The sequence below is a fragment of the Kribbella sp. NPDC004875 genome, assembly GCF_042873375.1.
Lineage (GTDB): Bacteria > Actinomycetota > Actinomycetes > Propionibacteriales > Kribbellaceae > Kribbella.
Map to the genome: position 1 here is coordinate 1020322 of NZ_JBIALI010000001.1, position 25836 is coordinate 1046157.

22 protein-coding genes are annotated in these 25836 nt (G+C 69.7%); 7 read left to right on the forward strand and 15 right to left on the reverse strand.

The window, feature by feature from the left end; all coding sequences use genetic code 11:
- Window positions 1–28 precede the first annotated feature (28 nt).
- Window positions 29–919 (forward strand): oxygenase MpaB family protein, encoded by an 891-nt coding sequence (locus ACFYRH_RS04835; protein ID WP_387768171.1) that lies wholly within the window; start codon window positions 29–31, stop codon window positions 917–919.
- Between the two features lie 74 nt (window positions 920–993).
- A complete protein-coding gene (locus ACFYRH_RS04840) occupies window positions 994–2136 on the forward strand; it encodes an ROK family protein (RefSeq protein WP_387768174.1) in 1143 nt (380 codons plus the stop codon).
- A 38-nt stretch (window positions 2137–2174) separates the two neighbouring features.
- Here ACFYRH_RS04840 and ACFYRH_RS04845 read toward each other — a convergent pair whose 3' ends face one another.
- Window positions 2175–2771 (reverse strand): ParA family protein, encoded by a 597-nt coding sequence (locus tag ACFYRH_RS04845; RefSeq protein ID WP_387768177.1) that lies wholly within the window; start codon window positions 2769–2771, stop codon window positions 2175–2177.
- Between the two features lie 175 nt (window positions 2772–2946).
- Here ACFYRH_RS04845 and ACFYRH_RS04850 point away from each other — a divergent pair, with 175 nt between their 5' ends.
- Window positions 2947–3219, forward strand: a complete 273-nt coding sequence (locus tag ACFYRH_RS04850) for a hypothetical protein (RefSeq protein WP_387768180.1) — start codon at window positions 2947–2949, stop codon at window positions 3217–3219.
- Here the strand turns inward: ACFYRH_RS04850 and ACFYRH_RS04855 are convergent.
- The 5 genes from ACFYRH_RS04855 to ACFYRH_RS04875 form a co-directional block, all read right to left on the reverse strand.
- Complete coding sequence (locus ACFYRH_RS04855) at window positions 3216–4172, reverse strand: ABC transporter substrate-binding protein (protein ID WP_387768183.1); 957 nt, start codon at window positions 4170–4172, stop codon at window positions 3216–3218. The two genes, ACFYRH_RS04850 and ACFYRH_RS04855, sit on opposite strands and share 4 nt — an antisense overlap.
- Entirely contained in the window at window positions 4169–6121 is a 1953-nt protein-coding gene (locus tag ACFYRH_RS04860; protein ID WP_387768186.1) for an ABC transporter permease, read from the reverse strand. The genes ACFYRH_RS04855 and ACFYRH_RS04860 overlap by 4 nt, the downstream gene beginning before the upstream one ends.
- Window positions 6121–7191, reverse strand: coding sequence for a glycine betaine/L-proline ABC transporter ATP-binding protein (locus ACFYRH_RS04865; protein ID WP_387768189.1), 1071 nt, complete (start codon window positions 7189–7191; stop codon window positions 6121–6123). Before ACFYRH_RS04865 ends, ACFYRH_RS04860 begins: the two co-directional genes overlap by 1 nt.
- A 75-nt stretch (window positions 7192–7266) precedes the next feature.
- Window positions 7267–7725 carry a group II truncated hemoglobin gene (locus ACFYRH_RS04870; protein ID WP_387768192.1) on the reverse strand — a complete coding sequence of 153 codons (459 nt, stop codon included), beginning with the start codon at window positions 7723–7725 and terminating at the stop codon, window positions 7267–7269.
- Window positions 7726–7737: 12 nt separating this feature from the next.
- On the reverse strand, window positions 7738–8628 hold the full coding sequence (locus ACFYRH_RS04875) for an aminoglycoside phosphotransferase family protein (protein ID WP_387768194.1): 891 nt from the start codon (window positions 8626–8628) through the stop codon (window positions 7738–7740).
- 34 nt (window positions 8629–8662) lie between these two features.
- On the opposite strand from ACFYRH_RS04875, the gene ACFYRH_RS04880 reads away from it, so the two are divergent.
- Window positions 8663–9382 (forward strand): hypothetical protein, encoded by a 720-nt coding sequence (locus ACFYRH_RS04880; protein WP_387768197.1) that lies wholly within the window; start codon window positions 8663–8665, stop codon window positions 9380–9382.
- Here ACFYRH_RS04880 and ACFYRH_RS04885 read toward each other — a convergent pair.
- From ACFYRH_RS04885 to ACFYRH_RS04895, 3 genes are all read right to left on the reverse strand, one after another.
- A complete protein-coding gene (locus ACFYRH_RS04885; RefSeq protein WP_387768199.1) occupies window positions 9379–10206 on the reverse strand; it encodes a siderophore-interacting protein in 828 nt (275 codons plus the stop codon). The genes ACFYRH_RS04880 and ACFYRH_RS04885 overlap by 4 nt on opposite strands.
- A gap of 69 nt (window positions 10207–10275) precedes the next feature.
- Window positions 10276–11301, reverse strand: coding sequence for a hypothetical protein (locus ACFYRH_RS04890; protein ID WP_387768202.1), 1026 nt, complete (start codon window positions 11299–11301; stop codon window positions 10276–10278).
- A gap of 2 nt (window positions 11302–11303) precedes the next feature.
- Window positions 11304–12356 (reverse strand): hypothetical protein, encoded by a 1053-nt coding sequence (locus ACFYRH_RS04895; protein WP_387768205.1) that lies wholly within the window; start codon window positions 12354–12356, stop codon window positions 11304–11306.
- 179 nt (window positions 12357–12535) lie between these two features.
- Here ACFYRH_RS04895 and ACFYRH_RS04900 point away from each other — a divergent pair, with 179 nt between their 5' ends.
- Window positions 12536–15148, forward strand: coding sequence for a hypothetical protein (locus ACFYRH_RS04900; RefSeq protein WP_387768208.1), 2613 nt, complete (start codon window positions 12536–12538; stop codon window positions 15146–15148).
- A gap of 67 nt (window positions 15149–15215) precedes the next feature.
- Here the strand turns inward: ACFYRH_RS04900 and ACFYRH_RS04905 are convergent, their stop codons facing one another.
- From ACFYRH_RS04905 to ACFYRH_RS04915, 3 genes are all read right to left on the reverse strand, one after another.
- Window positions 15216–16334, reverse strand: coding sequence for an endonuclease (locus tag ACFYRH_RS04905; protein WP_387768211.1), 1119 nt, complete (start codon window positions 16332–16334; stop codon window positions 15216–15218).
- Between the two features lie 115 nt (window positions 16335–16449).
- Window positions 16450–17127 carry a hypothetical protein gene (locus ACFYRH_RS04910; protein WP_387768214.1) on the reverse strand — a complete coding sequence of 226 codons (678 nt, stop codon included), beginning with the start codon at window positions 17125–17127 and terminating at the stop codon, window positions 16450–16452.
- Complete coding sequence (locus tag ACFYRH_RS04915; RefSeq protein ID WP_387768217.1) at window positions 17124–17618, reverse strand: RNA polymerase sigma factor; 495 nt, start codon at window positions 17616–17618, stop codon at window positions 17124–17126. Before ACFYRH_RS04915 ends, ACFYRH_RS04910 begins: the two co-directional genes overlap by 4 nt.
- A gap of 400 nt (window positions 17619–18018) precedes the next feature.
- Between ACFYRH_RS04915 and cysS the strand changes: the two genes are divergently transcribed.
- Entirely contained in the window at window positions 18019–19479 is a 1461-nt protein-coding gene (cysS, locus tag ACFYRH_RS04920; RefSeq protein WP_387768220.1) for a cysteine--tRNA ligase, read from the forward strand.
- On the opposite strand, the gene ACFYRH_RS04925 is transcribed toward cysS, so the two are convergent.
- Genes ACFYRH_RS04925 through ACFYRH_RS04935 form a run of 3 tightly spaced genes read right to left on the reverse strand, consistent with a single transcriptional unit; the run spans window position 19472 to window position 22043 of the window.
- On the reverse strand, window positions 19472–20602 hold the full coding sequence (locus tag ACFYRH_RS04925) for an aminotransferase class I/II-fold pyridoxal phosphate-dependent enzyme (protein WP_387768223.1): 1131 nt from the start codon (window positions 20600–20602) through the stop codon (window positions 19472–19474). The genes cysS and ACFYRH_RS04925 overlap by 8 nt on opposite strands.
- Window positions 20586–21209 (reverse strand): transcriptional regulator, encoded by a 624-nt coding sequence (locus tag ACFYRH_RS04930; protein WP_387768226.1) that lies wholly within the window; start codon window positions 21207–21209, stop codon window positions 20586–20588. Before ACFYRH_RS04930 ends, ACFYRH_RS04925 begins: the two co-directional genes overlap by 17 nt.
- 33 nt (window positions 21210–21242) lie before the next feature.
- A complete protein-coding gene (locus ACFYRH_RS04935) occupies window positions 21243–22043 on the reverse strand; it encodes a PrsW family intramembrane metalloprotease (RefSeq protein WP_387768229.1) in 801 nt (266 codons plus the stop codon).
- Window positions 22044–22188: 145 nt separating this feature from the next.
- On the opposite strand from ACFYRH_RS04935, the gene ACFYRH_RS04940 reads away from it, so the two are divergent.
- On the forward strand, window positions 22189–25815 hold the full coding sequence (locus ACFYRH_RS04940; RefSeq protein WP_387768232.1) for a S8 family serine peptidase: 3627 nt from the start codon (window positions 22189–22191) through the stop codon (window positions 25813–25815).
- Window positions 25816–25836 lie beyond the last annotated feature (21 nt).

The window sequence follows — 25836 nt, forward strand, 5'->3', positions numbered from 1 at the left end:
GGGGTTGAGCGGTGGGGAGACTGGACGTATGGCTGCCACCTTCTCCGCCCAGCTGAACCCGCTGCGCGACGGCCTGGCGCGGATCATCCTGACGAAGGTCGCGGGACCGGACCCGCATGCCGAGCGCGATCGCGTGCACAACACCCCGGGACCGCGCTGGTTCGCGCCGGACCGCCCGATCCGGCGGGTGCACGGCGACGCGTCGATGTTCGCCGGCGGACTGCGGGCGTTGCTCCTGCAGTCGCTGCACCCGCTCGCGATGGCCGCGGTGGCCGCGCACTCCGGTTACCGCGGTGACCCGTGGGGGCGGCTGCGCCGGACCAGTTACTTCCTCGCGATCACGACGTACGGCGCGATTCCCGCCGCCGAGGAGGCGATCGCGCACGTCAGGTCCGTGCACGAGCGGGTCCGCGGCACCAGCCCGGACGGGGTGAAGTACCGTGCCTCCGACCCGCATCTGCTCAAGTGGGTGCACGTGGCCGAGGTGGACAGCTTCCTGGTGGCCCACCAGCGGTACGGCGCACATCCGCTCACCGACGCGGAACAGGACCTGTACGTCGAGGACGCGGCGCTCGTCGCCCGCAAGCTCGGCGTGATCGACCCGCCGACCACGGTCGCCGAGCTGCATCAGCTCCTCAAGCAGTACCAACCCGAGCTCCGCGGTACGACGGAAGCTCGGCAGGCCGCCCGGTTCATGCTGGTGCACCCGCCCGTACCGTGGGCGGTCCGGCCCGCGTACGGCGTACTGACGGCTGCCGCGGTCGGACTGCTCCCGTGGTGGACCAGACTGCCGCTCCGACTCCCGTACCTCCCGCTGGCCGAGCAGACCGTTGTCAGAGCGGCCGGTGAGGGTCTCACCAGGACCATTCGCTGGGCTCTCGCGTCACCAACACTGTCGGAAACCGGCGCGGAGGCATGACGCGCCGGTAGGTTGTTCTCGTGCCGCTGCGTCCTCACCGTCCACTCCCCCTGGCTACGCCGGCGGGAGTCGAGGTGCTGACCAGGATCCTGACCCAGGGCCCCATCCCGCGGGTGGAGATCGCCCGCCGCACCGGGCTGTCGCAGGCGGCGGTCACGAAGGCGGTCGCGCCGCTGATCGAGACCGGGTTCGTCACCGACCAGGCCGCCACGCCACCCGAGGCGGAACTCGGGATCGGGCGGCCGGTGAGCCCACTGACCGTCGTACCGAGCAGTGTCTCGGTGATCGGCGTGAAGGTGACGCCGACGAGCCTGATCGGCGTGACCACCGACTTCACGGCCGGAATCCTCAACGTCCGGCACGACGAGCTGGACGACACCGATCCGGACGTGGTGATCGAGCAGCTCGCCGAGCACGTGAAGGCGCTGATCGGTGCCCTCAAGTCCGGTACGGCGGTGGCGGGTCCACTGGCCGGGATCGGGATCGCGGTGTCCGGTGACGTCGACGCGACGAATGGCGTCGTACGGGACTCGCCCCTGATGGGTTGGCGTGGTGTGCCGGTCGCCGAGCTGCTCGGCAAGCGGGTCCGGGTACCGATCGTGGTGTCGAACGACGTCCGCGCGCTGACGGTCGCCGAGCACTGGTTCGGGGTCGGCGTGGACGCGGACTCGTTCGCGGTGGTGACGATCGGCTCCGGGATCGGCTGCGGGCTCTACATCAACGGCGAGGTGGTGTCCGGCGCGTACGGCGTCTCGGGCGAACTCGGCCACCTGCCGCTGGCGCCGGGCGACCTCGTCTGCACCTGCGGCCGGCGTGGTTGCGTGGAGACGGTGGCGTCGTCGGACGCGATCCTGGCGAGGACGAGGGAGACGACCGGACGGCCCGACCTGGATCTGGCCGGTGCGGTGAAGCTCGCCCACGACGGCAACGAGCAGGCCCGTGAGGCGTTCGACCGGGCCGGTGAGGTGATCGGCGCGGCGCTGGCCGCGATGGTGAACCTGGTCGGCCCCGAACTCGTGATGATCGCCGGCGAGGGCGTCGCGGAGTACGACCTGTACGAGCAGCGGCTGCGGCGGACGTTCGCGGAGCACGCGTTCGGCGCGGCCGGCGACTGCCGGCTGGTGCTTCGCTCGCACACCTTCGACGACTGGGCCCGCGGCGCCGCGGCCACGGTGATCCGTTCGTACGTCCGCGGCGAACCACCCCTGCAGCGCTGACCCCGCCCCCAACCGATGCGGTTGGAGGCGGGCGGGGATCAGCTGCGGGCGGCGGCGAGGATCTTCCGCCAGACCTTCTTGTAGGAGTCGAGGCCGTCGGTGGCCAGCGGGCCGGTCGGGCCGGCGGTGATCGAGACCCGCTCCGGGATCGTGCCCCAGACCGGGATGTTCTCGCTCGCGTACTGCTGCATGGCGTCCTGGTACGAGCGGGTGTAGGTGCGCGCCGAGCAGATCACCAGACCGGCCGGTACGCCGTCCGGGACCAGCTCGAGCACCGCCTTGACCCGGGGTGTCTCGACGCCGCCGACGCGGGTCGGGATGATCACGATCCGGGCCCGTTCGAGGGCCTTGTTCAGCAGCCGCTCGTGCGACGGGGGCATGTCGACGATGCCGATGCCCTCCGGTGGGACCTTGTCCAAAGCCTTGGTCAGCAGGCGCTCGGTCGGCGCCTCCGCGATCTCGATCCTCTCCAGTTGACCGTCCTCGGAGTCGGCGATCCAGTCCGCGGCGCTGCCTTGCGGATCCGCGTCGATCAGGGTGGATGTGCGACGGTTGGAAGATGCCAGCGCGGCCAAGTACACCGACGTGGTTGTCTTACCGACCCCGCCCTTCAGTGCAGCTGTCACGATGATCATGGATCGAACTTACCCGGTTTGGCCCGATTTCCGGCGTGTCGTCGGCGTTGCTCGCCCACATCGTGATAGTTGCCCCTGGCCCGTGTGTACAAGCTCAAGCCCGCTTCAGCCCGAATCCTTTCGGCCGGCCGGTGCCTCTTACTCCTGAATCGCACCTGACGAAGGAGCACACCGCATGATCTGGATCATCGCCGCAGCGGCCGTCGCGGTCCTGCTGACCGGCCCGATCAGCCTCGTCCTGCTGGTCGCGACTGTGATTGCCTTCCGCGGCTGCCCGACCTGCTGGGTCGTCGGGCTGGTCGAGACGATCTCCCGCGGCAGACTGCAGCGGCACGTTGACCAGAGCCGCTTAGGCTGCCTTCCGCACCAGTGTCCGGGGCGAACGCGATGTCGTCGTAGGGGGACCCTCCCCAACCCGATCCAGTCGTCCGCCCCGGGCGGGACCTAGTTCTTACCCAGCCAGGTGTTGACCTTCGGCTGGTTGTCCTTGACCCACTTCTCGGCGGCCTGGTCGGGGGTCAGCTTGTCGACCGCGATCATCCGGGCGACCGCGTTCTGGTCCTCGTTGGTCCACTTGAAGTTCTTCACCAGGTCGTACGCCGGGCTGCCGGAGTCGGCGAACTTCTTCGAGACGATCTTGTCCAGGTCGTACGGCGGATAGTCGCACGCCACCTTCGCCGGATCGGCGTCGCAGCCCGCCTTGTACGCCGGCAGGTTGATCTTCACCAGCTTGACCTCGTTGAAGAACCACTGCGGCTCGTAGAAGTACGCGAGCAGCGGGCGCTTGTTCTTCTCGGCGTCGCGGAACGCCTGGATCAGCGCGGTCTCGCTGCCGCTCTGGACGACCTTGTAGTTCAGCGCCAGGTTCTTCACCAGCGCCTCGTCGTTCGTCACGTACGACGGGTCGCCGTCGAGCAACTGCCCCTTGCCGCCGGACTCCGACGTCTTGAACAACCCGGCGTACTTGTTCAGGTTCTTCCAGTCGGTGATGTCCGGGTGCGCCTGCGCCATCCACGGCGGTACATACCAGCCGATCACGCCCTTGACCCCGGTGGAGCCGGCCTCCACCGCGACGTGCGAGTCGGTGATGTACTTCTTCTTCAGGTCCTCGTGGCCCCAGTTCTCCAGGTTCACGTCGACCTCGCCGGTGCTGAAGCCCTGCCAGGCGATCTCTTCCTTGAGGTTCTTCTTCACCACCTTGCAGCCGAGTTCCTTGGTGGCCACGTAGGACACCACGGCCGCGTTCGCCTCGTACCCGACCCACGGGCTGACGGTCAGGTTGAACGAACCGCAGTCCTTCCCCCCGGCGGCCGGCTTGTCGTCGGCGATCTTCTGCCCGCCACAGCCCGCCAGCGCGAGCGCGACGGCCGTCAGCACACCGGCGTACCGGAGTTTCTTCACCGCTTGTCTCCTCTGTTGTCGAACGTCTGGGTACGGCGTGCAGCCGCCTGCGTCACCCGGTCGAGCAGGACACCCAGCAGCACGATCGCCAGCCCCGCGGCCAGCCCCTTGCCGTACAACTCGCTCTGCGCGAAACCCGCGGCGACGTCGTACCCGAGCGCGCCGGCGCCGACCAGCCCGCCGACGACGACCATCGAGAGCACGTAGATCAGGCCCTGGTTGACCGCGAGCGTGATCGCCCGCCGTGCCACCGGCAGCTGCACCTTGCTGATCACCTGCCAGCTGCTCGACCCGACCGAGTTCGCCGCCTCGACGGTCGCGACCGGCACCGCCTTGATGCCGTCGGCAACGATCTTCGTGGTCACCGGTACGGCGAACACCACGGCCGCCGCGATCGCGGTGAACCGGCTGGTCCCGAACAACGCCAGGAACGGCACCAGGTACACGAACGGGGGCATCGTCTGTCCCGCATCCAGTACCGGCCGGATCCAGGTGTCGACGCGCCGGTTCCGCCCGGCCCACACGCCGAGCGCGAGCCCGGCCGCGACCACCACGACCGTTGCGAGGAGCGTCGACGCGAGCGTGACCATGCTGTCGTGCCACACCCCGGTGGCGACCAGCAGGACCAAGCACACCGCGGCCGGAGCCGCACCTCGCCAACCCCCCAGTACGGCGGCCAGGGCGACGACGACCACGCTCACGAGCCACCACGGTGACCCGGTCAGCAGAGCCTCGAGGGGGTTCAGCAGCGCCTCGGTCACGACGTCACGGACGCCGTACGTGAAGCCGCCGAAGACGTCCTGGACCCAAGTGGTCACATCGGTCGCCACCGACGCGATCCGCGGACCGACGTTGACGTCCGACGGGAACTCGGCGGCCCACACGTAGGTCCGCGAGAACCAGATCGCGACGAGCACTCCAACGGCGCCGGCGCCGAGCAGGACCTTCCGGCGCGTACTCGCGATCCGCCACGGGCGGTCGCCGGCCGCGGTCGTCACCCGGTCGAGAACGATCGCGAGCACCACGATCGCGAGACCGGCGTTGAACGCGACCCCGACGTCGAGCGTCTGCAGCGCCTTCAGCACGGTCTGCCCGAGGCCCGGCGCGTCGATCAGCGCGGCCACCGTCACCATCGACAGCGCCGCCATGATCGTCTGGTTGATGCCGACGACAACGGTCGACCGGGACATCGGCAGCAGCACCTTGGTCAGCGTCTGGCCGCGCGTCGAGCCGAGCGAGCGCGCCGCCTCGACGCTCTCCGGCGGCACCGAGCGCAGCGCGTGCGCGGTCAGCCGAACCGCCGGCGGCGCCGCGTAGATCAGCGTCGCGATCGTCGCCGCGGCCGGCCCGATCGCGAAGAACAAGGTCAACGGCGCCAGGTACACGAACGTCGGCAGCGTCTGCATCAGGTCCAGCACCAGCGTCGCCACTCGGAAGGCCCGGTTGGACAACCCTGCCCAGATCCCCAGCGGGATCGCGACCAGCAACGACAGCAACACCGCCGCGATGGTCAGCGCGAGCGTGTCCATGCTCTCCTGCCACAACCCCTGCAGCCCGACGAACCCGAGCCCGGCGGCGGTCAGTACGGCGACCTTCCAGTTCCCGAACGCCCACGCGCAGTACGCCGCGAGCGCGACGACCCCCAGCCACCCGATCACCGGTACCGGCCGGTCGAACGACGGCTGCGAGATCACGTTCTGCAGCAGGACGACGAAGTGGTCGACAACGCTCCGGATCGCGTCGAAGAACCAGCTGCCCTGGCCGACGTCGTCCTTGTGATCGGTCAGCCAGCGGTGCGGCGCCGTTGTCTCCTGGCCGCCGAGAACGAGCGTGTCGATGCCGCGCAAGACGAAGTACGCCGCCACCCAGACGACGAGCAGCGCGCCGACGACGATGCCGCGCCGGGGCCGCCTGACCTCGACGGCCACGTTGCTGGTGATCGCGGCCATCAGACGCGGGTGTTTTCCGCCGGCGCCACGACGCCGAGGATCTCCTCGTCGCAGATCACCCCGAGCAGCGTGCCGCGGTCCACGACCTTCACCGGCCGGTCGGACTCGAGCACCAGCCGGGTGGCGTCGCGAACCAGCACGTCCGGGCCGAGCTCCGGCCCGTCGAGCTCCTCGTCCGGCCGCGCGTCCCGGACGATCCAGCGCAGCGTGAGTACGTCGGCCCGCGGGATGTCGCGGACGAAGTCGCGCACGTAGTCGTCGGCCGGCGCACCGACCAGCTCGTCACCGGTGCCGAGCTGGACCGCTTCGCCGTCGCGCATCAACAGGATCCGGTCGCCCAGCCTGAGCGCCTCGGACAGGTCGTGGGTGACGAACACCATCGTCTTGCCGACCTCGCGGTGCAGCCGCACCACCTCGGTCTGCATCTCCCGCCGGATCAGCGGGTCCAGCGCGGAGAACGGCTCGTCGAACAGCAGTACGTCGGGATCGTTCGCCAGCGCCCGCGCCAGGCCGACCCGCTGCTGCATGCCGCCGGAGAGCTGCTCGGGGTAGAACTGCTCGTTGCCGGCCAGCCCGACCAGGTCGATAACCTCCTGGGCGCGCCGCCGACGGTCCGGCTTGCTCTCGCCGCGGATCTCCAGACCGTAGGAGACGTTGTCGATCACCTTGCGGTGCGGCAGCAGCCCGAAGTGCTGGAAGACCATCGAGAACTTGCTCCGCCGCAACGCCCGCAGCCGCTTCTCGTCGGCCGCACGCAGGTCCTCGCCCTCGAACACCAGCCGGCCCGCGGTCGGCTCGATCAGCCGGGTCAGGCAGCGGACCAGTGTCGACTTGCCCGAGCCGGACAGTCCCATCACGACGAAGACCTCGCCGGGGGCGACATCGAAGCTCAGGTCACGAACGGCCGCCGTACATCCGGTCTTCGCGTGCAATGCCGTCCGGTCGAGCGCGGCGAGGTCCGGCCGGTGCGGCACCCGCTGCGCCTTCGGTCCGAACACCTTCCACAAGCCCTGCACGGACAGCAGCGCGTCGGAGTCCTCGACGTCGGGGTACTCGAGCTGAGCGGTCACAGGTAAACCCTCGCATCCCCGCCGACGGACACAACGTGAACCGCGACTGTACCCAACCGGCGGGCCCCCGGCGTGTCAGGGCTGGTACGGCGGCGCCTCGCCCCAACCCCACCGCGGAACCGGAGCCTTCGGCGGCGGTGTCGCGCCGGGTTGCGAGTTCGCCAGCGCGATCCGGGTGCCCCACTCGACGTACGCGACGAACGCCGACCGGAACTCCGGATCGTCAGGCAGCCCGGCCGGGTCAGCGCTCTGCGCGATCAGCGCGGCCCAGCGGGACCGCTGCTCCTCGGTGAGCTCGAGGCCGAGGTGATGGGACAGCATCGCCGGATAGCCGCCGAGCTCGTCGGTGTAGCGACTGTGGCCGCGGAACACCTCACCCAGCCAGATCGCCACGTGCTCGCGGTGCTGGTCGCTCATGTGCGCGAAGACCGGTGCGAGGATCGGGTCCTCGAGCACCTTGTCGTAGAACACCTCGGTCAGCCGGCGCAGGGCCTCGTGCCCGCCGGCCCACTCGTACAACGTCGGGGTCGTCACGTAATCATGTAATCACACGAAGAGGGCGTCGGCGACGGCCGCCAGCTCGTCCTCCATCCGGGTGTCGCCGTCCTCGGTGAACCACAGCACGTTCTGCAGGATCCGGCCGGCGGTCCAGGCCAGTGCCCGGTCCCGCTCGATGCCGGTCACCTCGAGCATCAGGTCGAACCGGTCGCGGATCGCCTGCGCCAGGTTCCCGGTCGCGACGAGATCGTCCCAGCGGTTCCACAGCACCGGGAAGACGTCGAACGCCGGGTCTCCGGCGAGTGGCTTCGGATCGATCACCAGCCACGGCCGGCGCTCGGCAGCCATCACGTTGAGGTAGTGCAGGTCCCAGTGCAGCAGGCGGTCGCCGGACTCGGGCAACACCTCGCCGACCTGCGCGACGAAGCGTCGTACCAACTGCTGCTCGGCCGGGTCGGTGAGGCGGGGGATCAGGCGGGGCGCGTCCTCGATCATCCCGGCCGCGATGTCCGAGAGCCGGCGGATGCCGGGCGGCGCGGGTACGGCGCTCAGGTGGGTGAGGAGCTCGGCGAGAATCCGGGTCGCCTCGACGTGATCGGGGTGGTCGTCCAGCGTCCGCGGTTCGAGCCGCTCGAGCAGCAGGGTCGAGGTCTCCGGGTCGTCGGCGTACACCTCGACGACGTCGTCGCGGCTCCACGTGCGCAGCGCGAGCGCCTCGCTCTCGCTCTCGTCGTTGACGGACTGCAGTTTCAGCATCGCCTTCGCACCGTCCCGCCGTACGACGGGCAGGATCAGCGAGGCCTCACCGCTGAGCGGATCGCCGTCGACGGTCAGGTCCCACTCGCCGACGTACCGATCGACGTCCGCGGGCAACCCGTCCAGCCAGTCGGACGCCTTCTCCTGGTGATTCCGGATCAGCTTCGCGGGGATCTCGATCACCCACGGCACAGTAGGTGGTTCGGACGATGTGTGCTTGGGTTTTCCCGTGGAGAGCAGGCATCGGCGGGTTCAGCGGCTCGTGGCGGGGATCTACATCGGGATTCCGGTGCTGCTGGTGGTGGTCGTCGCACTGATCGCGGTGACCGGGCCGGCGGCGGCGTGGATCGGGTGCGTCGTGCCGGTGGCGATGCTGGTGATCGGGTTCGTGCTGCGGCGCCGGCATCGGTACCAGCCGCGGTGGTGGCTGCCGGTGGCCGGAGTGTTCGGCGGTCTGACGGGCCTGATGGTGACGCTGTTCCCGTTGGCGGTCGGCGTCTGGTGGCCGGCCGTTCTCGCGCTGCCCGGTCTGATCATCGGCATCGTCGGCGGGCTCGCGCTGGCGCGGGCGGCCGACCGCGCGCTGCTCGTCCCGTTCATCCCCGAGCTGGCGGGTACGCCGTACGAGCTGGTGTTCCGCCTGCGCGGGATCCCGCTCGCCGCGGTGCTCGTCGACGCCGACTCGGTGACGATCCAGTCGCATCCGGTCCCGCGCTCGGAGCACCAACTGCGGACCTATCCGCTGAGCGGGATCACCGGCACCTACGAGTTCTCGCTGTCGGGCTCGGAGCGGCTGAAGTTCCCGATCGCGGTGACGCGGGCGATCGGCAGCGCGGGGCCGGCGGTCATCCTGCAGGCGGACGGTGACGACTGGGTGCTGCCGACCAACCAGGCCGGCACCCTGATCGACGTCCTCACCGAACGCCGCGGGGATTAGGACGCTTCGCGTTCCTTGCGGGCGGTCTCGGCCTTCTCGGCCTGCCAGCCGTCCTCGTTCTTGCCGAGGCGCCAGTAGCCGGACAGCGAGACCTGCTCGCGGGCGAGCCCGCGCTCCTGGAACAGGTTCTTGCGGATGCGGAACACGAAACCGGCCTCCCCGTGCACGAACACCTGCGGGGTGCCGGCCGGGAACTCGAGCGCCTCGACGGCCGCGACCAGGGCGTCACCGCGGTCGCCGGCCGCCGCCGAGCGGTGGAACCAGCGCAGGTCGACCTCGCCGGAGCCGCTGAACTTCTGCTGCTCGGTCTCGTCCGCCACCTCGACCAGGACGGTCGCACGAGCGCCCGGCGGGAGCTGTTCGACCGCGGCGCCGATCGCCGGCAGCGCGCTCTCGTCGCCGACGAGCAGGTGCCAGTCGGCCGTCTCCTCCGGCTTGTAGGCGCCGCCCGGACCGTTGAACCAGAGCACGTCACCCGGCTGCGCGGACGCCGCCCACGGACCGGCGATCCCCTCGTCACCGTGGTGGACGAAGTCGATGGTCAGCTCGCGCGTCGCCTCGTCCCAGCTGCGCACGGTGTAGGTCCGCATCGTCGGCCAGTCCTCGGCCGGGAACGTCTCCCGGACCACACCCATGTCCAGGGGCTCCGGGTACTCGACGCCGTCCTTGCCGAACAGCAGCTTCACGTAGTGGTCGGTGCAGCCGTTGTCGGCGAAGTCGTCGGAGGTGAGCACCACCCGGATCATGTGCGGGGTGATCCGCTCGGTCCGGCGGACGACGGCGCGCTTGCAGACGCGGTTACGGCGGGGTGCGGGGCTGGTCACGCGACCACGGTCCTCTCGGGCGGATAAGTAAGGTCTACCTAAGTAGACTAACCCACCCGGCCCAAGGGCTCAGGTGCCGCGGATGTAGAAGGCCTTGCTCGCCGTGGCGATCGAGGCGCAGGCCGGGACGTAGACGCGGTAGGGGATCAGGCCCTTGTACGCCGGTTGCGCGCTCAGCGTGAACCGGCCGGAGGACCGGACCCGGCCCATGTTGACGGTCCGCCAGGCAGAGGCGCCGTACAGCCGCTGCAGGAACACCTCACAGCCGGCGCGCACGGTGTGGACCGAACCGTTGACAGGGACGACCGTCCCGACCGGCGCACTGGTCCGCGACGGGACTGCGCTGACGGTGGGCTTGATCAGCGGCCGCAGTACGACGAGTCCGAGTCCGCCGACCGACGACGGGTTGCCGGGTAGCAGCAGGCAGTTGACCGCGGTGGAGTCGGCTGCCGTGTAGGCCTTGGTCACGACGCCGTTGGTGTCGGTGAGGTTGGTGTAGCCCGGACCCATGTACTCGGCGCAGGTGTTGTCGATCCCCAGTTCGACCCGCACCCGGCTGCCGTACGGCTTGCCGGTCTGCGCGTCGGTGACCGCCCACTTGATCGAGTACGGCTTGCCGTAGGGCACGTACTTCGGCGTCACCGAAGCGGTGATCTTCGGCTGGTGGGTCCCGGTGACGGCGAGCGACGGCCCGGCGTACGGTGTCGGGTCGGTCATGCTGCCGCTGCCCGGGAAGAACGGGCCGGTGATCACACCGGTCACCTTGAAGGTGCCGTTCGCGGTCGACGGCACGTTCAGCGGCCCGCTCCAGCTACCGTTCGTCTGCCGCGGGAGGTTGGTGGAGAGCAGGGTTCGTTCCTGGCCGCTGCCGCCAGTTCGTTCGAGGATCACGTTGACCGGGGTGTTGGCGTCGTAGGTCCCCTTGACGGTCACGGTGACCGGCGCGGTGTTGAGTCCGCTGACGGCGACGCCGGTCCTGTTCAGCGTCACCGAGGTGATGTGCAGGTCCGGGTCGGGATCGGCCTGTGCCGTCACCGGGAGAGCCGCAAGCGGTGCGGCGAGCAGTGCCGCGGCGAGCACTCGGGTGGTTCTCATCATCACGTCCCTTGGATGGTGAACGACTTGCTGACGGCCGCGACGAACGGCTCACAGGCCGGGAAGTACACGCGGTACGGAATCAGGCCCTTGTACGACGGCTGCGCGTTCACCGTGAACCGTCCGGACTGCCGAACCTTGGCCGAACTGACGGTCTTCCACTGCGTCCGGCCGTACAGCCGCTGCAGTTGCACCGTGCACGAGCCGGTGACATGCGCGGCCGAACCGTTGACCGGGACAACCGTTCCGACCCGGGCACTGGTCTTCGACGGCACCGCCGCGATCGACGTCGGCCGCGCCGGGAACAGCCACTGACCGGCGATGTAGTACGGATCGGTGTAGAGGTGGGCGCAGTTCAGCGCACCGGCGTCGTCGGCCGTGTAGGCCTTGGTGATCACGCCGTTCGTGCCGGTCCGGTAGATCGGACTGCCGCCCTCGGCGCACGGTGTGTCGACGCCGAGCCCGATCGCGATCCGCGAGCCGTACGGCTTGCCGGTGGCCGTGTTCGTAACCGCCCAGGTCATCGAGTAGGGCTTGCCGAACGGCACCACCTTCGGGTTCACCGACGCGGTGATCCGCGGCAGGTTGGTGCCCTGCACGGAGATCGACTGACCGGAGTACGGCGTCGGGTCGACCGGCGTCCCCGGGTCCGGACCGCCGTACGGGCCGGTCATCACGCCGGTGACCTTGAAGGTGCCGTTCGCGGTCGACGCGACGTTCAGCCGGCCGGTCCAGGTGCCGTTCTCGAGCGTGCCGGCGGTGCGCTTGAGGTCGGTCGACACGATGCTGTCCCGCGGCCCGGAGCCGCCGGTGCGCGCGAGGACGACGTTCAGGACCAGGTTCTCGTCACCGGGTTCGGTCGAGGCGTAGCCACCCTTGACGGTCACGTTGATCGGGTACGTGTTCAGCCCGGACACCGCGACCGACGTACGGTCGAGGGTGACCTGCGTGATGGTCAAGCTCGGATCGGGATCGGCCTGCGCGGGTGCCCCGAGCAACAACCCGGCGACTGGCGCCGCGGCCAGCGCGGCGGCCACGACTCGCGTGATTCGCATACCACTGAGCGTGACAGTACGGCCCCTGGGTGCCAAGGATTTCGGGCCAGGACTGCGCGATCGGGCCGGTGCTGTAGACCGGTTGCCAGGCGGCCGATTCAACTCGCGGGAGCCGACTGTTAACCCCTAGGTCATGCACAGCCTGTGTCGCCGACGGCTACGGTCCGCACCCTGGGGCAATGAGCCAGGTCTTCGGGACGGAACGGCACCCGGCGTACTTCGTCCCTCGCACCGACCGGCTCGGTCACCCCGTCTCACTCGGCCCGACGTTGCCCGAGAGCAAGGCGATCCTGTTCACCGGCCCGCCCGGGATGGGCAAGACCTCGGAGCTGGACCGGGCCGAGGACCTCGCGGACAGCCAGGGCTGGACCGCGATCCGGTTGCCGGCGAACTCGAAGCTCCCGCTCGAGCACGCGCTCACCATCGCGGTCCGGGAGAAGCTGGACGAACTGCGGTCCCGGTTCGGCGACCGCCCGGTCAGCAAGCTCGGTAAGACCGTTCGTGACCTGACCCGGAGCGGCCGCAAGACCCGCGTCGGCTTCGAGGGCCGGTTCCTCGGTGGGGTGATCCCGGTCGAGCTCGTCGTGAAGCAGGAGCGGGACACCACGGCGTACGACAACCTCGGGACGACGCTCGAGGACTTCGCGGACGAGCTCGGCAGGCTGACCGAGGTCGACGACAAGCCGATCCTGTTGCTGGTCGACATCGTCGACAAGGCCGACGAACACAACCTGGCCGGCCTGAACGAACTGGCCATTCACATCGAGCACCTGAAGCGTCCGGTCTGGCTGATCGCCGCCGGTGGCGCGAAGTCGACCGGCGAGATGATGCGAGCGTCGCGCCGGATGTCCGGCATCGCGACGACGATCACCAACCAGTTCGACCTCCGCACGCTCGGGCCGCTGTCCGACGCGGAGCTCCGGCCGGCCCTGACCGTGCCGCTGGACGCGGCGGGCATCCGGTACGAGGACGCCGCCATCGACTCGCTGCTGTTCGCCGCCAACGGCGACCCGAGCTGGCTGCGGGACCTCGGCGAGGCGGCGCTCGCGTACCGGCACCCACAGGACGGGATCACCGACGCGGCCGCGCGAGCGGCGATCGCCGACGTACGGGCAGCAGCGGCGACGAGGTACGAGGCCGAGTGGAACCAGCGGGAGACCGGCCCGGCCCAGAAGGAACTGCTGGCGCGAGTGGCGGCCGAAGGCCCGAACGGCCTGGAGATGCCGGCGGTGACCGACGCCGCCGGTGCGGGCGAGTGGCAGGTCATCGACGAAGCGCGTCAGGAACTGGTTGCCCGCGGCCTCCTGCGGGAGCACGACGGGACCGTCGTGACGATCCCCGACCAGGGATTCCAGGACTGGGTGAACGACCGCCTCGGCCAGACGCCGGCGCCGGCCCGGAGCCCGGAGTTCGGCAAGGCCATCGCCCGGCAGGAGCCCGCGCTGGCCCCGGCACACCCGACCGGCCGCGGCCTCGTCAACCAGGTCTTCGGCGCGGCCGGTGCGCTGGTGCACCCGGTCGACCGGACCGACGAGCAGGGCCGGCCGGCGTCACTCGACCAGCGGGACCCGGACGGCACCACGGTGCTGTTCACCGGACCGCCCGGGATCGGCACCAGCCAGGAGCTCGACCGGGTCCAGGCGATGGCCGCCCAGGACGGCTGGATGACGATCCGGCTGAACGCCTCCCGCCGCGAGTCGCTCGAAGCCCGGGTGATCCGCTCGATCCGCGACCAGCTCGGCGCGTTCAAGCAGCAGTTCCCGGCCTCCGATGTCGGCAAGCTGCGGGACATCCTGAACAAGATGGCGGTCCGGACCACGAACACCATGAACACCGCGCAGACCCGCCTGGGCTTCGCGCCGTTGAAGATCGGCATCCACGCCTCCTGGGAAGGCGTCGCCAAGGACTCCGTCGGTACGACGCTGAACGAGGTTGGTGAGCACCTCGGCGCGATGGCGATGCCAAGCCGGACGCCGATCCTGTTGATGGTGGACAACCTGGACGCCGCGGACGAGAACGACCTGGTCACGATGGTCAACCTGTCGTCCCACCTGCGCTCGATGCGGCAGCCGGTGTTCCTGGTCGCCGCGGGCGGCGAGGACGCGTACTCCCGGCTGCTCACCGCGTCGGGCGGGAAGTCCGGCACGGCGTCCAGGGACGTCAAGAAGATCGACACCCGGAAGCTCCAGCCGCTGAGCACCGACCAGCTGCGCGCCGCGCTCACCCGTCCGCTCGACGTGGCCGGCGTCCGGTACGAGGCCGCCGCGGTCGAGAACCTGGTCGCGGCCGCCGAGGGCAACCCCACCCGTCTCCGGACCCTCGCCGCCGGAGCACTCGAGATCGCCGAGCCGCAGACCGGCATCACCGCGGAAGTCGCCGGCACCGCGACCGACCGGCTGAACATCCAGTCCCGCACTCTGTACGACGCCGCCTGGTACAACTGCAACGCCGCTCAGAAGGAGCTGCTGGTGCGGACCGCGGCGCACGGCGCTCAGGGCATTCCGGACCCGGCGCGGGGCGACCAGCCCGGGTCTACTCGCTGGGACCTCGACAGCGCGGCGCACAAACTGGTGTCCCGTGGTCTGCTGACCAGGTCCGATCATCAGATCCGGGTCGCCGACCCAGGCTTCCGGGACTGGGTACAGACGCGCCTCGGCCTCACCGCCGCCCAGTCCGGCATCGCCCAGCCGGTCGCGCCGCGGCAGCTCAACGCCACCGGCGAGCGCCCGTCCCCCAACCGGCCCGCCCATCTCCCAGCCGCCAACCAACGCGACGTCGAGGCGAACCGCTAGGGAGACGCACCTGGGGAGGATCCTGTCCCGAATCGGGCACAAGATCCTCCCCGGGCCCATCGAGTGCTTACGGCCAGATCGAAGTGATCCACTCCGGGTGGTCGATGAACGGGTTCCGGTTGTGCTGGAACTGGCTGTAGATGACCTCGTTGCGGTTCTTCTCGAACGCGTCCGGCGGGTCGGCCGCGGCCCAGGCCTTCAGCACCGACAGCTTGCCGATGTACGGCGCCGTACCATTGCTGACCTTGTCGTTCGGCTCGAGGTTCGCGAAGCCGTCGTCGCCCTCGTAGCGGACGGCCATGTAGAAGATCATCCGGGCGACGTCACCGCGGACCGCCGGGCGCGGCGCGAACGAGTCCGAGTCCGCCGTACAACCGGTGCACTGGGCAACGGCCGAGCCGCCGTTGTCGAAGTCCAGGTTGCCGCGGGCCGAGTTCACCGAGACGTCCTCGGGCCGCAGGTGGTGGACGTCGGTGCCGGGGCCGGTCGCGGTCCCGAAGTCACCGTGCGACTTGGCCCAGACGTGCTCCCGGTTCCAGTCGTCGACGCCACCGCCCTGGCTGCTCTTCGGGATCGAACGGCCGGAGTAGATCTCGATGACGTTGTTGCTGTTGTTCGGGTCCTGGTCGGTGACCTTCAGCGCGTCCCAGACCTGGTCGTAGGTGAGCTTGGTCTGGTTCGAGATGATCGTGTGCAGCGCGGCCTTCAGCGCGGCACCGGTCTTGCCCTCGGTACCGGCGTAGTAGTCACCCGGATCCGGGCCCGGGTCCGTGCCGCCCCCGCCGGTGAACGCGGTCGCGTTCTTCAGCCCGGGGTGCGAGAAGTACGCCGTCAGCGCGCCGGTGACCGTGATCTGTTTGCCGACCAGGCTCGGGTTGCTCTGCAGGCCGTACGACGCCCGGAACGCGTCCGGGATCTGCACGTAGAGCATCGACGACGTGCTCGTCTGGGAGGCCGAATCGGCCAGGGCCAGCGCGTAGTCGTTCGGGAAGTTGCTGCGGACAACGGTGCTGGTGGCGGTCGGCTGACCGACCACGTAGCCGGTGACGGACGCCGTCGAGCTGTCCTGGCGACCGATCGCGGTGGCGACCGTGATTGACGTGGCGGCGTTCGACGGGGTGATGCCGAAGCCGAGCAGTGCGAGTACGGCGGTGACGAGCAGCGCCGGACGTAAGAGTCGGGACACGGCTACTCCCAGGGGCGGTTGGGTAGCGGACGGTGGTCAGTCTGCCCGCCCGGCCCGTGCGGCGAAACCTTTCGGCGCGTGAAGATTGTCCGGCCATCCGACAAACAGCGGGGCTTCAGGGCAGCTGCAGGCGCCCGATCGGGCCCGACTTCACGAGATCCTTCGAGGGCTTCGCGGTCGGATCCAGGTCCTCGTACAGCAGGTACTCCCCGGACGGCAACGACGTGCCGGTGCAGGAACGGATGTCGATGCCGGCGTCAACGACCCGCGACCGACCGGCCTCCAGCTCGACCGGCCTGGCACGCGTGCTGACCGTCGCATGTCCCACCATCCGGCCGTCGTGGATGACCGCGGCCCACTTCGGCGGCAGGCCCGCGATCAGCGGGTGCGGCAGGCCGCCGTTGTAGCGGAACGTCGAGCGGACGCTTCCGGACCAACCGGTAGCTGTCCGGCTGATGCTCTTCTCGGTCAACGTCACCGTCGCGATCTGGCGCGAGCCGCCGGCCGGGTCGGGCGCGGGGAACCCGTCGCCGCACTGGTACGGCGCGACGGGGGCCGGACGGGGCGTGGTCAGCGCGGTGGTGACCGGGCCGGCGACCGGAGTGGTGGTGCGGCCGGGAATCGCGGCGTACGCGCCGACCGCGACGGCGGCGACAGCCGCCACACCGGCTGCTGCGGTCAGCCCGGAGCGCACCCGGCGCCGCCGGCGGATCCGGCACAGCACGTCGTGCTCGTCGACCCCCACGGCGCTGCCATCGGCCAGCTCCTCGAACACGTTCTTCAGGTCGGTCATTTTATCGTCTCCTCGGGTACGGCGAGTTGCGCGGCGAGTTTGGTCCGGGCATCGGCCAGGTGTCGTTTGACCGTGCCCTCGGCGCAGGCGAGTCGCTCTGCGATCTGCGGCACAGTGAGGTCCTCGTAGTACCGGAGCACCACGCAGGCACGTTGCCGGGGCGACAGTGTGGTCAGCGCCTGCCGGACGGCACCGGCGAGCCCGGGGTCGTCGTCCTGCACGACCGGCTGGACGAGCAGGTGCCGTTTCGCCCTCCAGAGACCGGCACGCCGCCGGCCGTCGACGTAGCGGTGCAGCATCGCCTGCCGGACGTAGCTCTCCAGCGCGGGGATGTCGTCGCCGACGCGCAGTCGGCTGAAGACCCGCAGCAGGGCGTCCTGCAGCAGATCGGCGGCCGCCGACGCCTCGCCGGTCAGCAGGTAGCCGTACGCGCGCAGCGCCGCGCCGCGGTGGGCGAGGAGATCGCGGAAGGCTCGTTCCCAGTCGGCCATGGCACCTGTTTCGTCGGCTGCAGTCTTCTTTCACTGTCAGCTGTCAAGACGAACCAGGGCACCGGAGCGTTGGGGCTCCGGCAGGAGAATTTGAACCGGTGGGGCGGTGAACGAGTGAGTGTCGATCACCGCCCCACCTGGGTGGACGGGCCCCCATCAGCCCACGGCGCATCCGCCGCCGACTGCTTGCCCAGCCACCAGTGAGGTGCCACTGGCGGGCAGCACCTCACCGACCAAGGAGAGGAACCCACGATCCTCTGTCGGTTGGCGTGGTGCGGACGCCGTTTACGGACCGTACTCAGTTGCGCACCCATTGTCCATGGCCCAGCGCCGCCATCTCACATAGCTGACCGTTCGCTGCCCGGACAGCGGACCCGTCGTGCGTTGCTAGCATCCCGGGGTGACCGTGTCGAGGCCGTTGCGGCTCTTCAATTCACTCGGGCGCCGCGTCGAGGACTTCACTCCGGCCAGCGACGGCCCAGACGGCACCGTGCGGCTGTACAGCTGCGGCCCGACCGTCTACAGCTACGCGCACATCGGCAACCTGCGCGCGTACACGTTCGCCGACACGCTGCGCCGGGCGCTGCTCTGGAAGGGCTGGCAGGTCGAGCACGTCATCAACATCACCGACGTCGGCCACGCGGTCGCGGAGGCCGAGCTCGGCGAGGACAAACTCGAGGCCGCGGCGGCGCGCGAACGCCGGTCGGTCGAGGAGATCGCGGCGATGTACACCGAGGCGTTCTTCGCCGATCTCGCCGCGCTGAACATTCTGCCCGCGCAGCATTACCCGCGCGCCACGCAGTACGTCGAGCAGATGATCGCGTTCGCGGAGCGCCTGGTCGAGCGCGGCTTCACGTACGAGATCGAGTCCGGGCTGTACTTCGACACGTCCAAGGACCCGACGTACGGGCAGCTCGGCCTGATCGACGTCAGCGGGCAGCTCGAGGGCGCGCGGGTCGAAGAGGTGCCCGGACGGCGCGCGAAGACCGACTTCGCGCTCTGGCGCGCGGAGGCGCCGGGGCAGCTGCGGGCGATGCGCTGGAACTCGCCGTGGGGCTGGGGCGCGCCGGGCTGGCATCTGGAGTGCTCCGTGATGAGCATGCTGCTGCTCGGCGAGCACTTCGACATCCACACCGGCGGTGTGGACCACCGGCAGCTGCACCACGTCAACGAGATCGCGCAGAGCGAGGCGTACCTCGGCGACGGCCGGCCGTGGGTGAAGTTCTGGCTGCACAACGAGTTCCTGCAGCTGGGGTCCGCGAAGATCTCGAAATCGGCCGGCCACATCCTGACCGTGAGCGAGCTCGCGAAGCAGGGCTTCCATCCGTCGGCCTACCGCTTGTTCCTGCTGGGCGGTCACTACCGCGCGCAACTCGAGTTCACCACGGGCGGTCTGGAGAGTGCCCAGACCACGTTGCGCCGACTGGTTCGGCGTACGTCGGCGCTCGGTGAGTTGCCGTCGGTCACGACCGCGGGCGAGGCCCGGGCGCTGGCCGGGGACGACGCGGCCGCGGTTGCCGTCATCGACCAGATCGACGAAGCGATCAGCGCGGACCTCAACACTCCACGGGTGTTGGCGTTGCTGCAGGAGTCGTTGCGCGATCCGGCGTTGTCGGACGCGGGTCAGCGGGCGGTGGTCGCGGCGAGTTCCGCCGTACTCGGGTTGACGTTCGAGGAGCTCGACGCGGGTGATCAGAGTGGGGACAACGACGATGCCGTGCGGCAACTGGTCGCCGATCGGGAGGCCGCGCGCGCGGCCCGGGACTGGGCACGTGCGGATGCGCTCCGGGCGGAGCTGACCGAGCTCGGTATCCAGGTCACGGACACCGCCGAAGGACCCACCTGGGCCCGCATCAACTGAGGCGGGACTTCTCCAGCCAGTCGGCCCACACCGCCAGCGCCTCGCCGGGCCCGCTGCGCCCGACGCCGACCCGGAAGCGATCAGTCGGCGTCCTGGTCAGTTCGGAGGCGTAGATACTCGACGGCAGCAGCAGTACGCCGGCCTGCTCGACCAGCTCCCCGCACATCGCCTCCACGCCGTCCGGACCCAGATAGCGCGGGTAGCAGACACACCCACCCTCGGGCGCGGCGAACTCGAACAGCTCCGGGTACCGCCCGAAGAACTCCGCGAACACCGGCAGGTTGTCGGCGATGATGCCCCGATTGCGTTCCAGGATGCGCTCCCGGGCCCGCAGTGCGATCAGCGCCAGCACCTCGCTCGGTCCCGCGTTGCAGATCGTCGTGTAGTGCTTCGCGCGTTCGAGCCGGTCCAGGACGGCACGATCACGGCAGGCGATCCAGCCGATCCGCAGCCCCGGCAGTCCGTACGCCTTGGACATCACGTTGAGCGAGATCGCCGTACCTGAAAGATCTGTTGCCTGTGGCAAGGGATTCGGCTCGAGGCCGCGGTAGACCTCGTCGGAGAACAGCGTGATCCCGCGGTCGTCGCACAGCTGCACGAGCCGAGCCCAAGCGTCCGGCGACGGCAGCGCACCGGTCGGGTTGTTGGGGAAGTTCACCGAGACGATCCGGGTGTTCGGGCGTAGCACGGCCTCGATCGCGTCGACGTCGAGCGCCCAACCGTCCTCGGCCCGCAGCGCCACCCCGGTCACTTCGCACACCGACAGCGGGACGGTCTCGGCGGCTTGGTAGTTGGGTGTCAGGACGACGATGTGATCCGTTGGCTCGACCAACGTCCGCATCGCCAGATAGATCGCTTCCTCGGCGCCCGCGAAACACACCACGTCGTCGGGCTCGACGGTTTCGTACGTCCGGGCGATCTCCTCGCGGAGCGCGGGCAGACCGCGGGTCTCGGTGTAGCCCAGCGCCAACGTCTCCCAGCGTTCGCGACCGTCGGCGTCGGCGAGCGCGAGCAACTCGGACATCGGCAGCGTCTGCGCGTCGGACGCGGTCAGGTGGTAGCGCGCACTGAACTCCCAGCGCGCGAAGTACGTCTCCAGGCGGAAATCAGGCAGGGTCGGCATGCTGCTCCTTCCGGGCTTCACCGAGCAACTGGTAGAGCGCGGAGCGGGAGATCCGGAGCGCGCGGGCGACGGCCGGGACCGATCGCCGTTGACTGAGCACACCCGCCGCGTCCAACCGCCCGAGCAGCTCCAGCCGGTCCGGCTTGGCGAGCCGGTCGACCGGCGTCCCACGCTCCCGGACGAACTCCGCGACGAGTTCGTTGAGCGTCTCGGACCAGTCGTGCTCGAACAGCACCCGCGGCTGCCCTGCCGCCGGAGCGGCGAACGCGGCGAGCAGCCGGCTCGCCTCCTCGAACGCCGTCCGGTCCACGTTCACACAGAACACGTACGCCGGATCGCCGGCCTCGTCGCGGACGACCGCACTCACGCTCGACAACCGCCGCCCGTCGGCCAGCGTCTTCGGGTACGGCCCGTAGACGTCGGCATCGGTCTCCGCGAGCTCGGCCAGCTCACCGAGCAACGCGGGCTCGCCGGGCTCGCGACCGGACAGCGGGTTCCAGATCGCGGCGATCTCGTCGGTGCGGGTGTCGTGCAGCACGACCTCGGCGTGCGGCGAGAGCAGCCGCGCCAGAGCAGCCCCGATCGGCGCCAGTTGCTCGGCTTTCATGCCTGGACATTAAGTCCAGATGGGATGATTTGTCTAGGCAGTGGCGGTGGCGGTCGCCGGTACGCCGTCGCTCCGTTGCGCGCGCCTCAGTCCGTAGAGCAAGAGACCGATCGAGATCGCCCCGACGACGGCGTACGTGATCCGGCCGCCGATGCCGTCCCAGGTGGTGTGCAGCGTGACCGCCACGGCGTACATCCCGAGGAAGAAGGCGAAGTGCCGGCCGCTCGGCGCCGTCACGAAACGCCACAGGCCCCAGCACGCCAGCCCGGTCCACGCGGCGTGCCCGGCCGGCGACAGCAGACCGCGGATGAACAGCGTCTGCTCGGCCGCGCCGACGTTCCCGTTCGACTGCAGCAGCGCGACGAACGCGTACCCCATCGTCTCCAGGATCGCGAACCCGGTGCCGACCGCGACGCCGATGACGATCCCGCGCCCGATCGACGTCCGGTACCGGTGCCCGAAGAACACCACCAGGATCGCCGGTACGACGAGCTTCGCCGCCTCCTCGATCAACCCCACGCCGACCATCGGCAGCGTCCCGAGCCGGCGCATCGCGTCGTACTCGAGCAGGCCCGCGACCACCACGCCGACGACACCGCCGAACAGCAGGCAGCCGCCGAGCGTCGGCCCGTCGATCAGCCACCGCCCGGAGCGCCCGGCCGCGAACGTCACGAAGGTCAGCGGTACGACGAGCGCACCCAGAAGGATCATCGTCGGGAAGAGATTCGGGTTCCCGGTGTCGGCGAGTACGGCCAGCACGGCGAAGTACAGCCCCGCCCCGATCAAGAAGGTCCCCACCCACGCCCACCGGCGTACCAGCTGTTGTCCGGTCATTCGTCGATGGTGCCTGCTGCTGGCGTGGTTGCGCCATGTCGCAGGGACGGCAGTGATGGACAGGGCGCGGACCCGTGACGTGATTGCAAACTCTCCCAGAAGCAGAGGTGAGCCTGCCCAAAACCTCTCGAAGGAGAATCCGCCTATGTCCTCCTCCAGACGCATCGTCGCGGTCACCAGCGCGGCGGTGCTTGTCCTCGGCGCGGCGACGGTAACCCCGGCGTCCGCGGCGCCCCCCGGCCCGAACGGCACCCCCGTCAAGACCTCGGTGGTCACGCTGATCACCGGCGACGTCGTCTCGGTGACCGATGCCGGCTACGGCAAGAAGGCCGCAACGGTCGAGCCCGCGGCCGGGCGCGAAGGAGTCTCGTTCCACACCATCGAGGCCGACGGCGGCCTCCGGGTGCTGCCGAGCGACGCCGTACCGTACGTGTCCACCGGCGTCCTCGACGTGAACCTGTTCGACGTCGACGAGCTGATCGCCGACGGGTACGGCGACTCCGCGGCCCGGCAACTCCCGCTGATCGTCAAGGACAGCCCCGGCTTCCGCGGCACGTCGAACCTCGCCGGTACGACGACCACGCGCCAACTGCCGTCGATCGGCGGCCGAGCCGTGGACGCCGCCAAGGACCAGCTGCCCGAGCTGTGGAAATCGCTCAAGCCGTCGGCCAGTGCGCGCTCACTGAACAGCGGCGTCACCAAGATCTGGCTGGACGGCAAGATCAAGCCGGTGCTCGACAAGAGCGTCCCGCAGATCGGTGCGCCGGACGCTTGGAAGGCCGGGTACGAGGGTTCCGGCGTTGAGGTCGCCGTCCTGGACACCGGCGTGGACGCGAACCACCCGGACCTGACCGGCAAGGTCAAGGAGAGCCACGACTTCTCCGGCAGCCCGAGCGGCACCGAGGACCACTTCGGCCACGGCACGCACGTCGCGGCGACGATCGCCGGCACCGGCGCGGGCGCCGGCGGTACCCGCAAGGGCGTCGCACCGAAGGCCGACCTGCTGGTCGGCAAGGTGCTCGGCGACGACGGGTACGGCTACGACTCGTGGATCATCGCCGGGATGGAGTGGGCCGCGGCCGAGGGCGCCAAGGTCGTCAACATGAGCCTCGGCGGCGAGGCGACCGACGGCACCGACCCGCTCAGCCAGGCGGTCAACGACATCACCGCGCAGACCGGGACGCTGTTCGTGGTCGCGGCCGGCAACGAGGGCCAGGACGAGACGGTCGGCACGCCGGGGGCCGCGGCCTCCGCGCTCACCGTCGGAGCCGTGGACCGCAACGACCAGCTGGCCGAGTTCTCCAGCCGCGGACCGCGCCTCGGCGACGCCGGACTCAAGCCGGAGATCACCGCACCGGGCGTCGGCATCATCGCCGCCCGCGCGGCCGGCACGATCATGGGTGACCCGGTCGACGAGCTCTACACGGCCGCCTCCGGTACGTCGATGGCGACGCCGCACGTCGCCGGCGCGGCCGCCCTGCTCGCGCAGCAGCACCCGGACTGGAAGGCCGACCAGCTGAAGAACGCGCTGGTCAGCACCGCCAAGACGCAGCCTGAGCAGACCGTCTACCAGCAGGGCGCGGGCCGGGTCGACCTGACGCGGGCCGTCGCGCAGAAGGTCACCGCGAGCGGCGTCGCCGACTTCGGTCTCGAAACCGGTACGCGCACTGTCACCTACCGGAACGACTCCGACGCACCGGTCACGCTCAACCTGGCGGCTCAGGTCACCAACCTGGACGACAAGCAGCCGGCGACCGGATTCGCCGTCCCGTCCACCGTCACCGTCCCCGCCAACGGCACCGCCGACGTCCCGGTCACCCTCGACCCGGCCAAGGTCGGCCGGGGTCAGTACAGCGGCTGGATCGTTGCCACCGGCCCCGATGGCGTCGTCACCCACACCGCGGTCGGCGCGCTCCGGGCCGGCCCGAAGCACAAGGTCACGCTGCGCGCGATCGGCCTGGACGGCAAGCCCACCGGCGTACCGGTGATCTCGCTGTACGGCGACAACTCGCGCTCCGACGTCCTGGCGTGGATCCCGAACGGGGAGACGTTCACGGCGGAGGTCGAGGAGGGCACGTACCTCCTGCACTCGCTGGTCGAGAACTCCGACCCGCAGGACGAACAGGCCAGTCTGTTCACCGACCCCAACGTCGTGGTCACCAAGGACACCGAGATCGTCATCGACGCCCGCAAAGCGGTCCCGATCACGATCGAGACGCCGAAGCCGTCGGAGCAGCAGGCGGTCCTCAGCTACTACGTGCACCGCGTGTACGGCAACGGCCGCTCGATCAGCCACGGTGTGATGCACTTCAGCACGGTCAAGCAGGTCAACGTGACGCCGACCAAGCCGGTCAAGGACGGCAGCTTCGAGTTCTCGTCCCGCTGGCAACTGGTCGCGCCGATGGTGCAGGCGTCGATTCCCGGAGTCGCCGGTCCGCTCGACATCAACCTGCTGCACCAGTCCCCGTCGTACGAGGGCAAGCGCCGGTTCCCGCTGGTCCACGCGGACCCGTCACTGAAGAACGTGAAGGGTGCGGTCGCGGTGCTCGACTCCAGCGAGGACGGCTGGGGCAACGGCAGCGAGCACGACCAGATCGTGGCGGCCGCCAACGCCGGGGCGGCGGCGGTGATCCTGGTGCGGCCGGCCGACTGGTCGGCGTGGACGGTCTGGCGGCCGGTCGGTGACCGGGAGCCGATCCCTGCGATGGTCACCACGTTCAAGGACGGCCACAAGCTGATCGACCGGGCCCAGCGCGGCAAGGCAGCCATCGACCTGACCCTGACCACGTCGAGCCCGTACCTGTACGACGTACAGCAGGTCTCGACCGGGTCGATCCCGGCGAAGATCGACTACAAGGTGACGCCGGCGAACAGCGCCCGGATCACCACGCGGTACGCCGACAACGGGGGCTTCAACTGGGCCAAGGAGCAGCGCTTCGGGTGGCGGCCGTGGCAGGAGTACTCGTGGAACGACTCCCAGCGGTTCGTCGAGACGCCGAAGGTGCGCGAGGAGTGGGTGACCTCCGGTGACTCGCTCTGGCAGCACCGGGTGCACCACCTCTACACATGGGACACCATGAACCCGCTGGCCGGCGGTTTGACGTCGGTGCCGCGCAGCTACCGGACCGGTCAGTCGGACGAGACGTGGTTCGGTCCCGTGGTCCGACCGGCGGCAGCACCCGGCGTGGCGTCCACGCGGACCGGTGACCGTTTGTCGCTCCGCATCCCTGCTTTCGTGGACGCTGCGGGCCACTACACCGTCGGTGAGACCACGAAGTCGTCGGCGACGCTGTCCCGCGACGGTCAGGTCGTGGCGAACCTTCCGGACGCGTGGGAGGACGTGATCACGTCCAGCGGCGACGCGGCGTACAAGCTGGACCTGTCGACTGAGCGGATCGACCCTGAGGGGGAGTGGAACTGGGGTACGAAGACGGAGACCTCATGGGAGTTCCGCTCCGCCAAGCAGTCGGATGACAAGGCCACACCGCTCGCGCTGCAGCAGGTCGACTACAAGGTCCCGGTCGATCTCAACGGTCGGGTGAGCTCCCGCACCCACGTGATCGGCTTCGAGTCGCCGCACGCGACCTCGCTGCAGGCCTCGGCGTCCTTCGACGAAGGCAAGACCTGGCAGAAGCTCGTCGTCATCGGCGCTGCCGGCCACTACCTCGCCGTGGTCCCGAACGCCCACGACACCGTCTCCCTCAAGGTGACGGCCCGGACCACCACGTCCGCTGTCACCCAAACCGTCATCCGCGCCTACGGCGTTCGCTGACGGGTTGTTTGATCGCTGGCG

Bases quoted from the DNA above. Each gene is read 5' to 3' on its own strand.
- ACFYRH_RS04835 (WP_387768171.1), top strand. From the start codon at position 29: ATGGCTGCCACCTTCTCCGCCCAGCTGAACCCGCTGCGCGACGGCCTG.
- ACFYRH_RS04845 (WP_387768177.1), bottom strand. From the start codon at position 2,771: ATGATCATCGTGACAGCTGCACTGAAGGGCGGGGTCGGTAAGACAACC.
- ACFYRH_RS04850 (WP_387768180.1), top strand. From the start codon at position 2,947: ATGATCTGGATCATCGCCGCAGCGGCCGTCGCGGTCCTGCTGACCGGC.
- ACFYRH_RS04860 (WP_387768186.1), bottom strand. From the start codon at position 6,121: ATGGCCGCGATCACCAGCAACGTGGCCGTCGAGGTCAGGCGGCCCCGG.
- ACFYRH_RS04890 (WP_387768202.1), bottom strand. From the start codon at position 11,301: ATGAGAACCACCCGAGTGCTCGCCGCGGCACTGCTCGCCGCACCGCTT.
- ACFYRH_RS04895 (WP_387768205.1), bottom strand. From the start codon at position 12,356: ATGCGAATCACGCGAGTCGTGGCCGCCGCGCTGGCCGCGGCGCCAGTC.
- ACFYRH_RS04900 (WP_387768208.1), top strand. From the start codon at position 12,536: ATGAGCCAGGTCTTCGGGACGGAACGGCACCCGGCGTACTTCGTCCCT.
- ACFYRH_RS04910 (WP_387768214.1), bottom strand. From the start codon at position 17,127: ATGACCGACCTGAAGAACGTGTTCGAGGAGCTGGCCGATGGCAGCGCC.
- ACFYRH_RS04915 (WP_387768217.1), bottom strand. From the start codon at position 17,618: ATGGCCGACTGGGAACGAGCCTTCCGCGATCTCCTCGCCCACCGCGGC.
- ACFYRH_RS04925 (WP_387768223.1), bottom strand. From the start codon at position 20,602: ATGCCGACCCTGCCTGATTTCCGCCTGGAGACGTACTTCGCGCGCTGG.
- ACFYRH_RS04930 (WP_387768226.1), bottom strand. From the start codon at position 21,209: ATGAAAGCCGAGCAACTGGCGCCGATCGGGGCTGCTCTGGCGCGGCTG.
- ACFYRH_RS04935 (WP_387768229.1), bottom strand. From the start codon at position 22,043: ATGACCGGACAACAGCTGGTACGCCGGTGGGCGTGGGTGGGGACCTTC.
- ACFYRH_RS04940 (WP_387768232.1), top strand. From the start codon at position 22,189: ATGTCCTCCTCCAGACGCATCGTCGCGGTCACCAGCGCGGCGGTGCTT.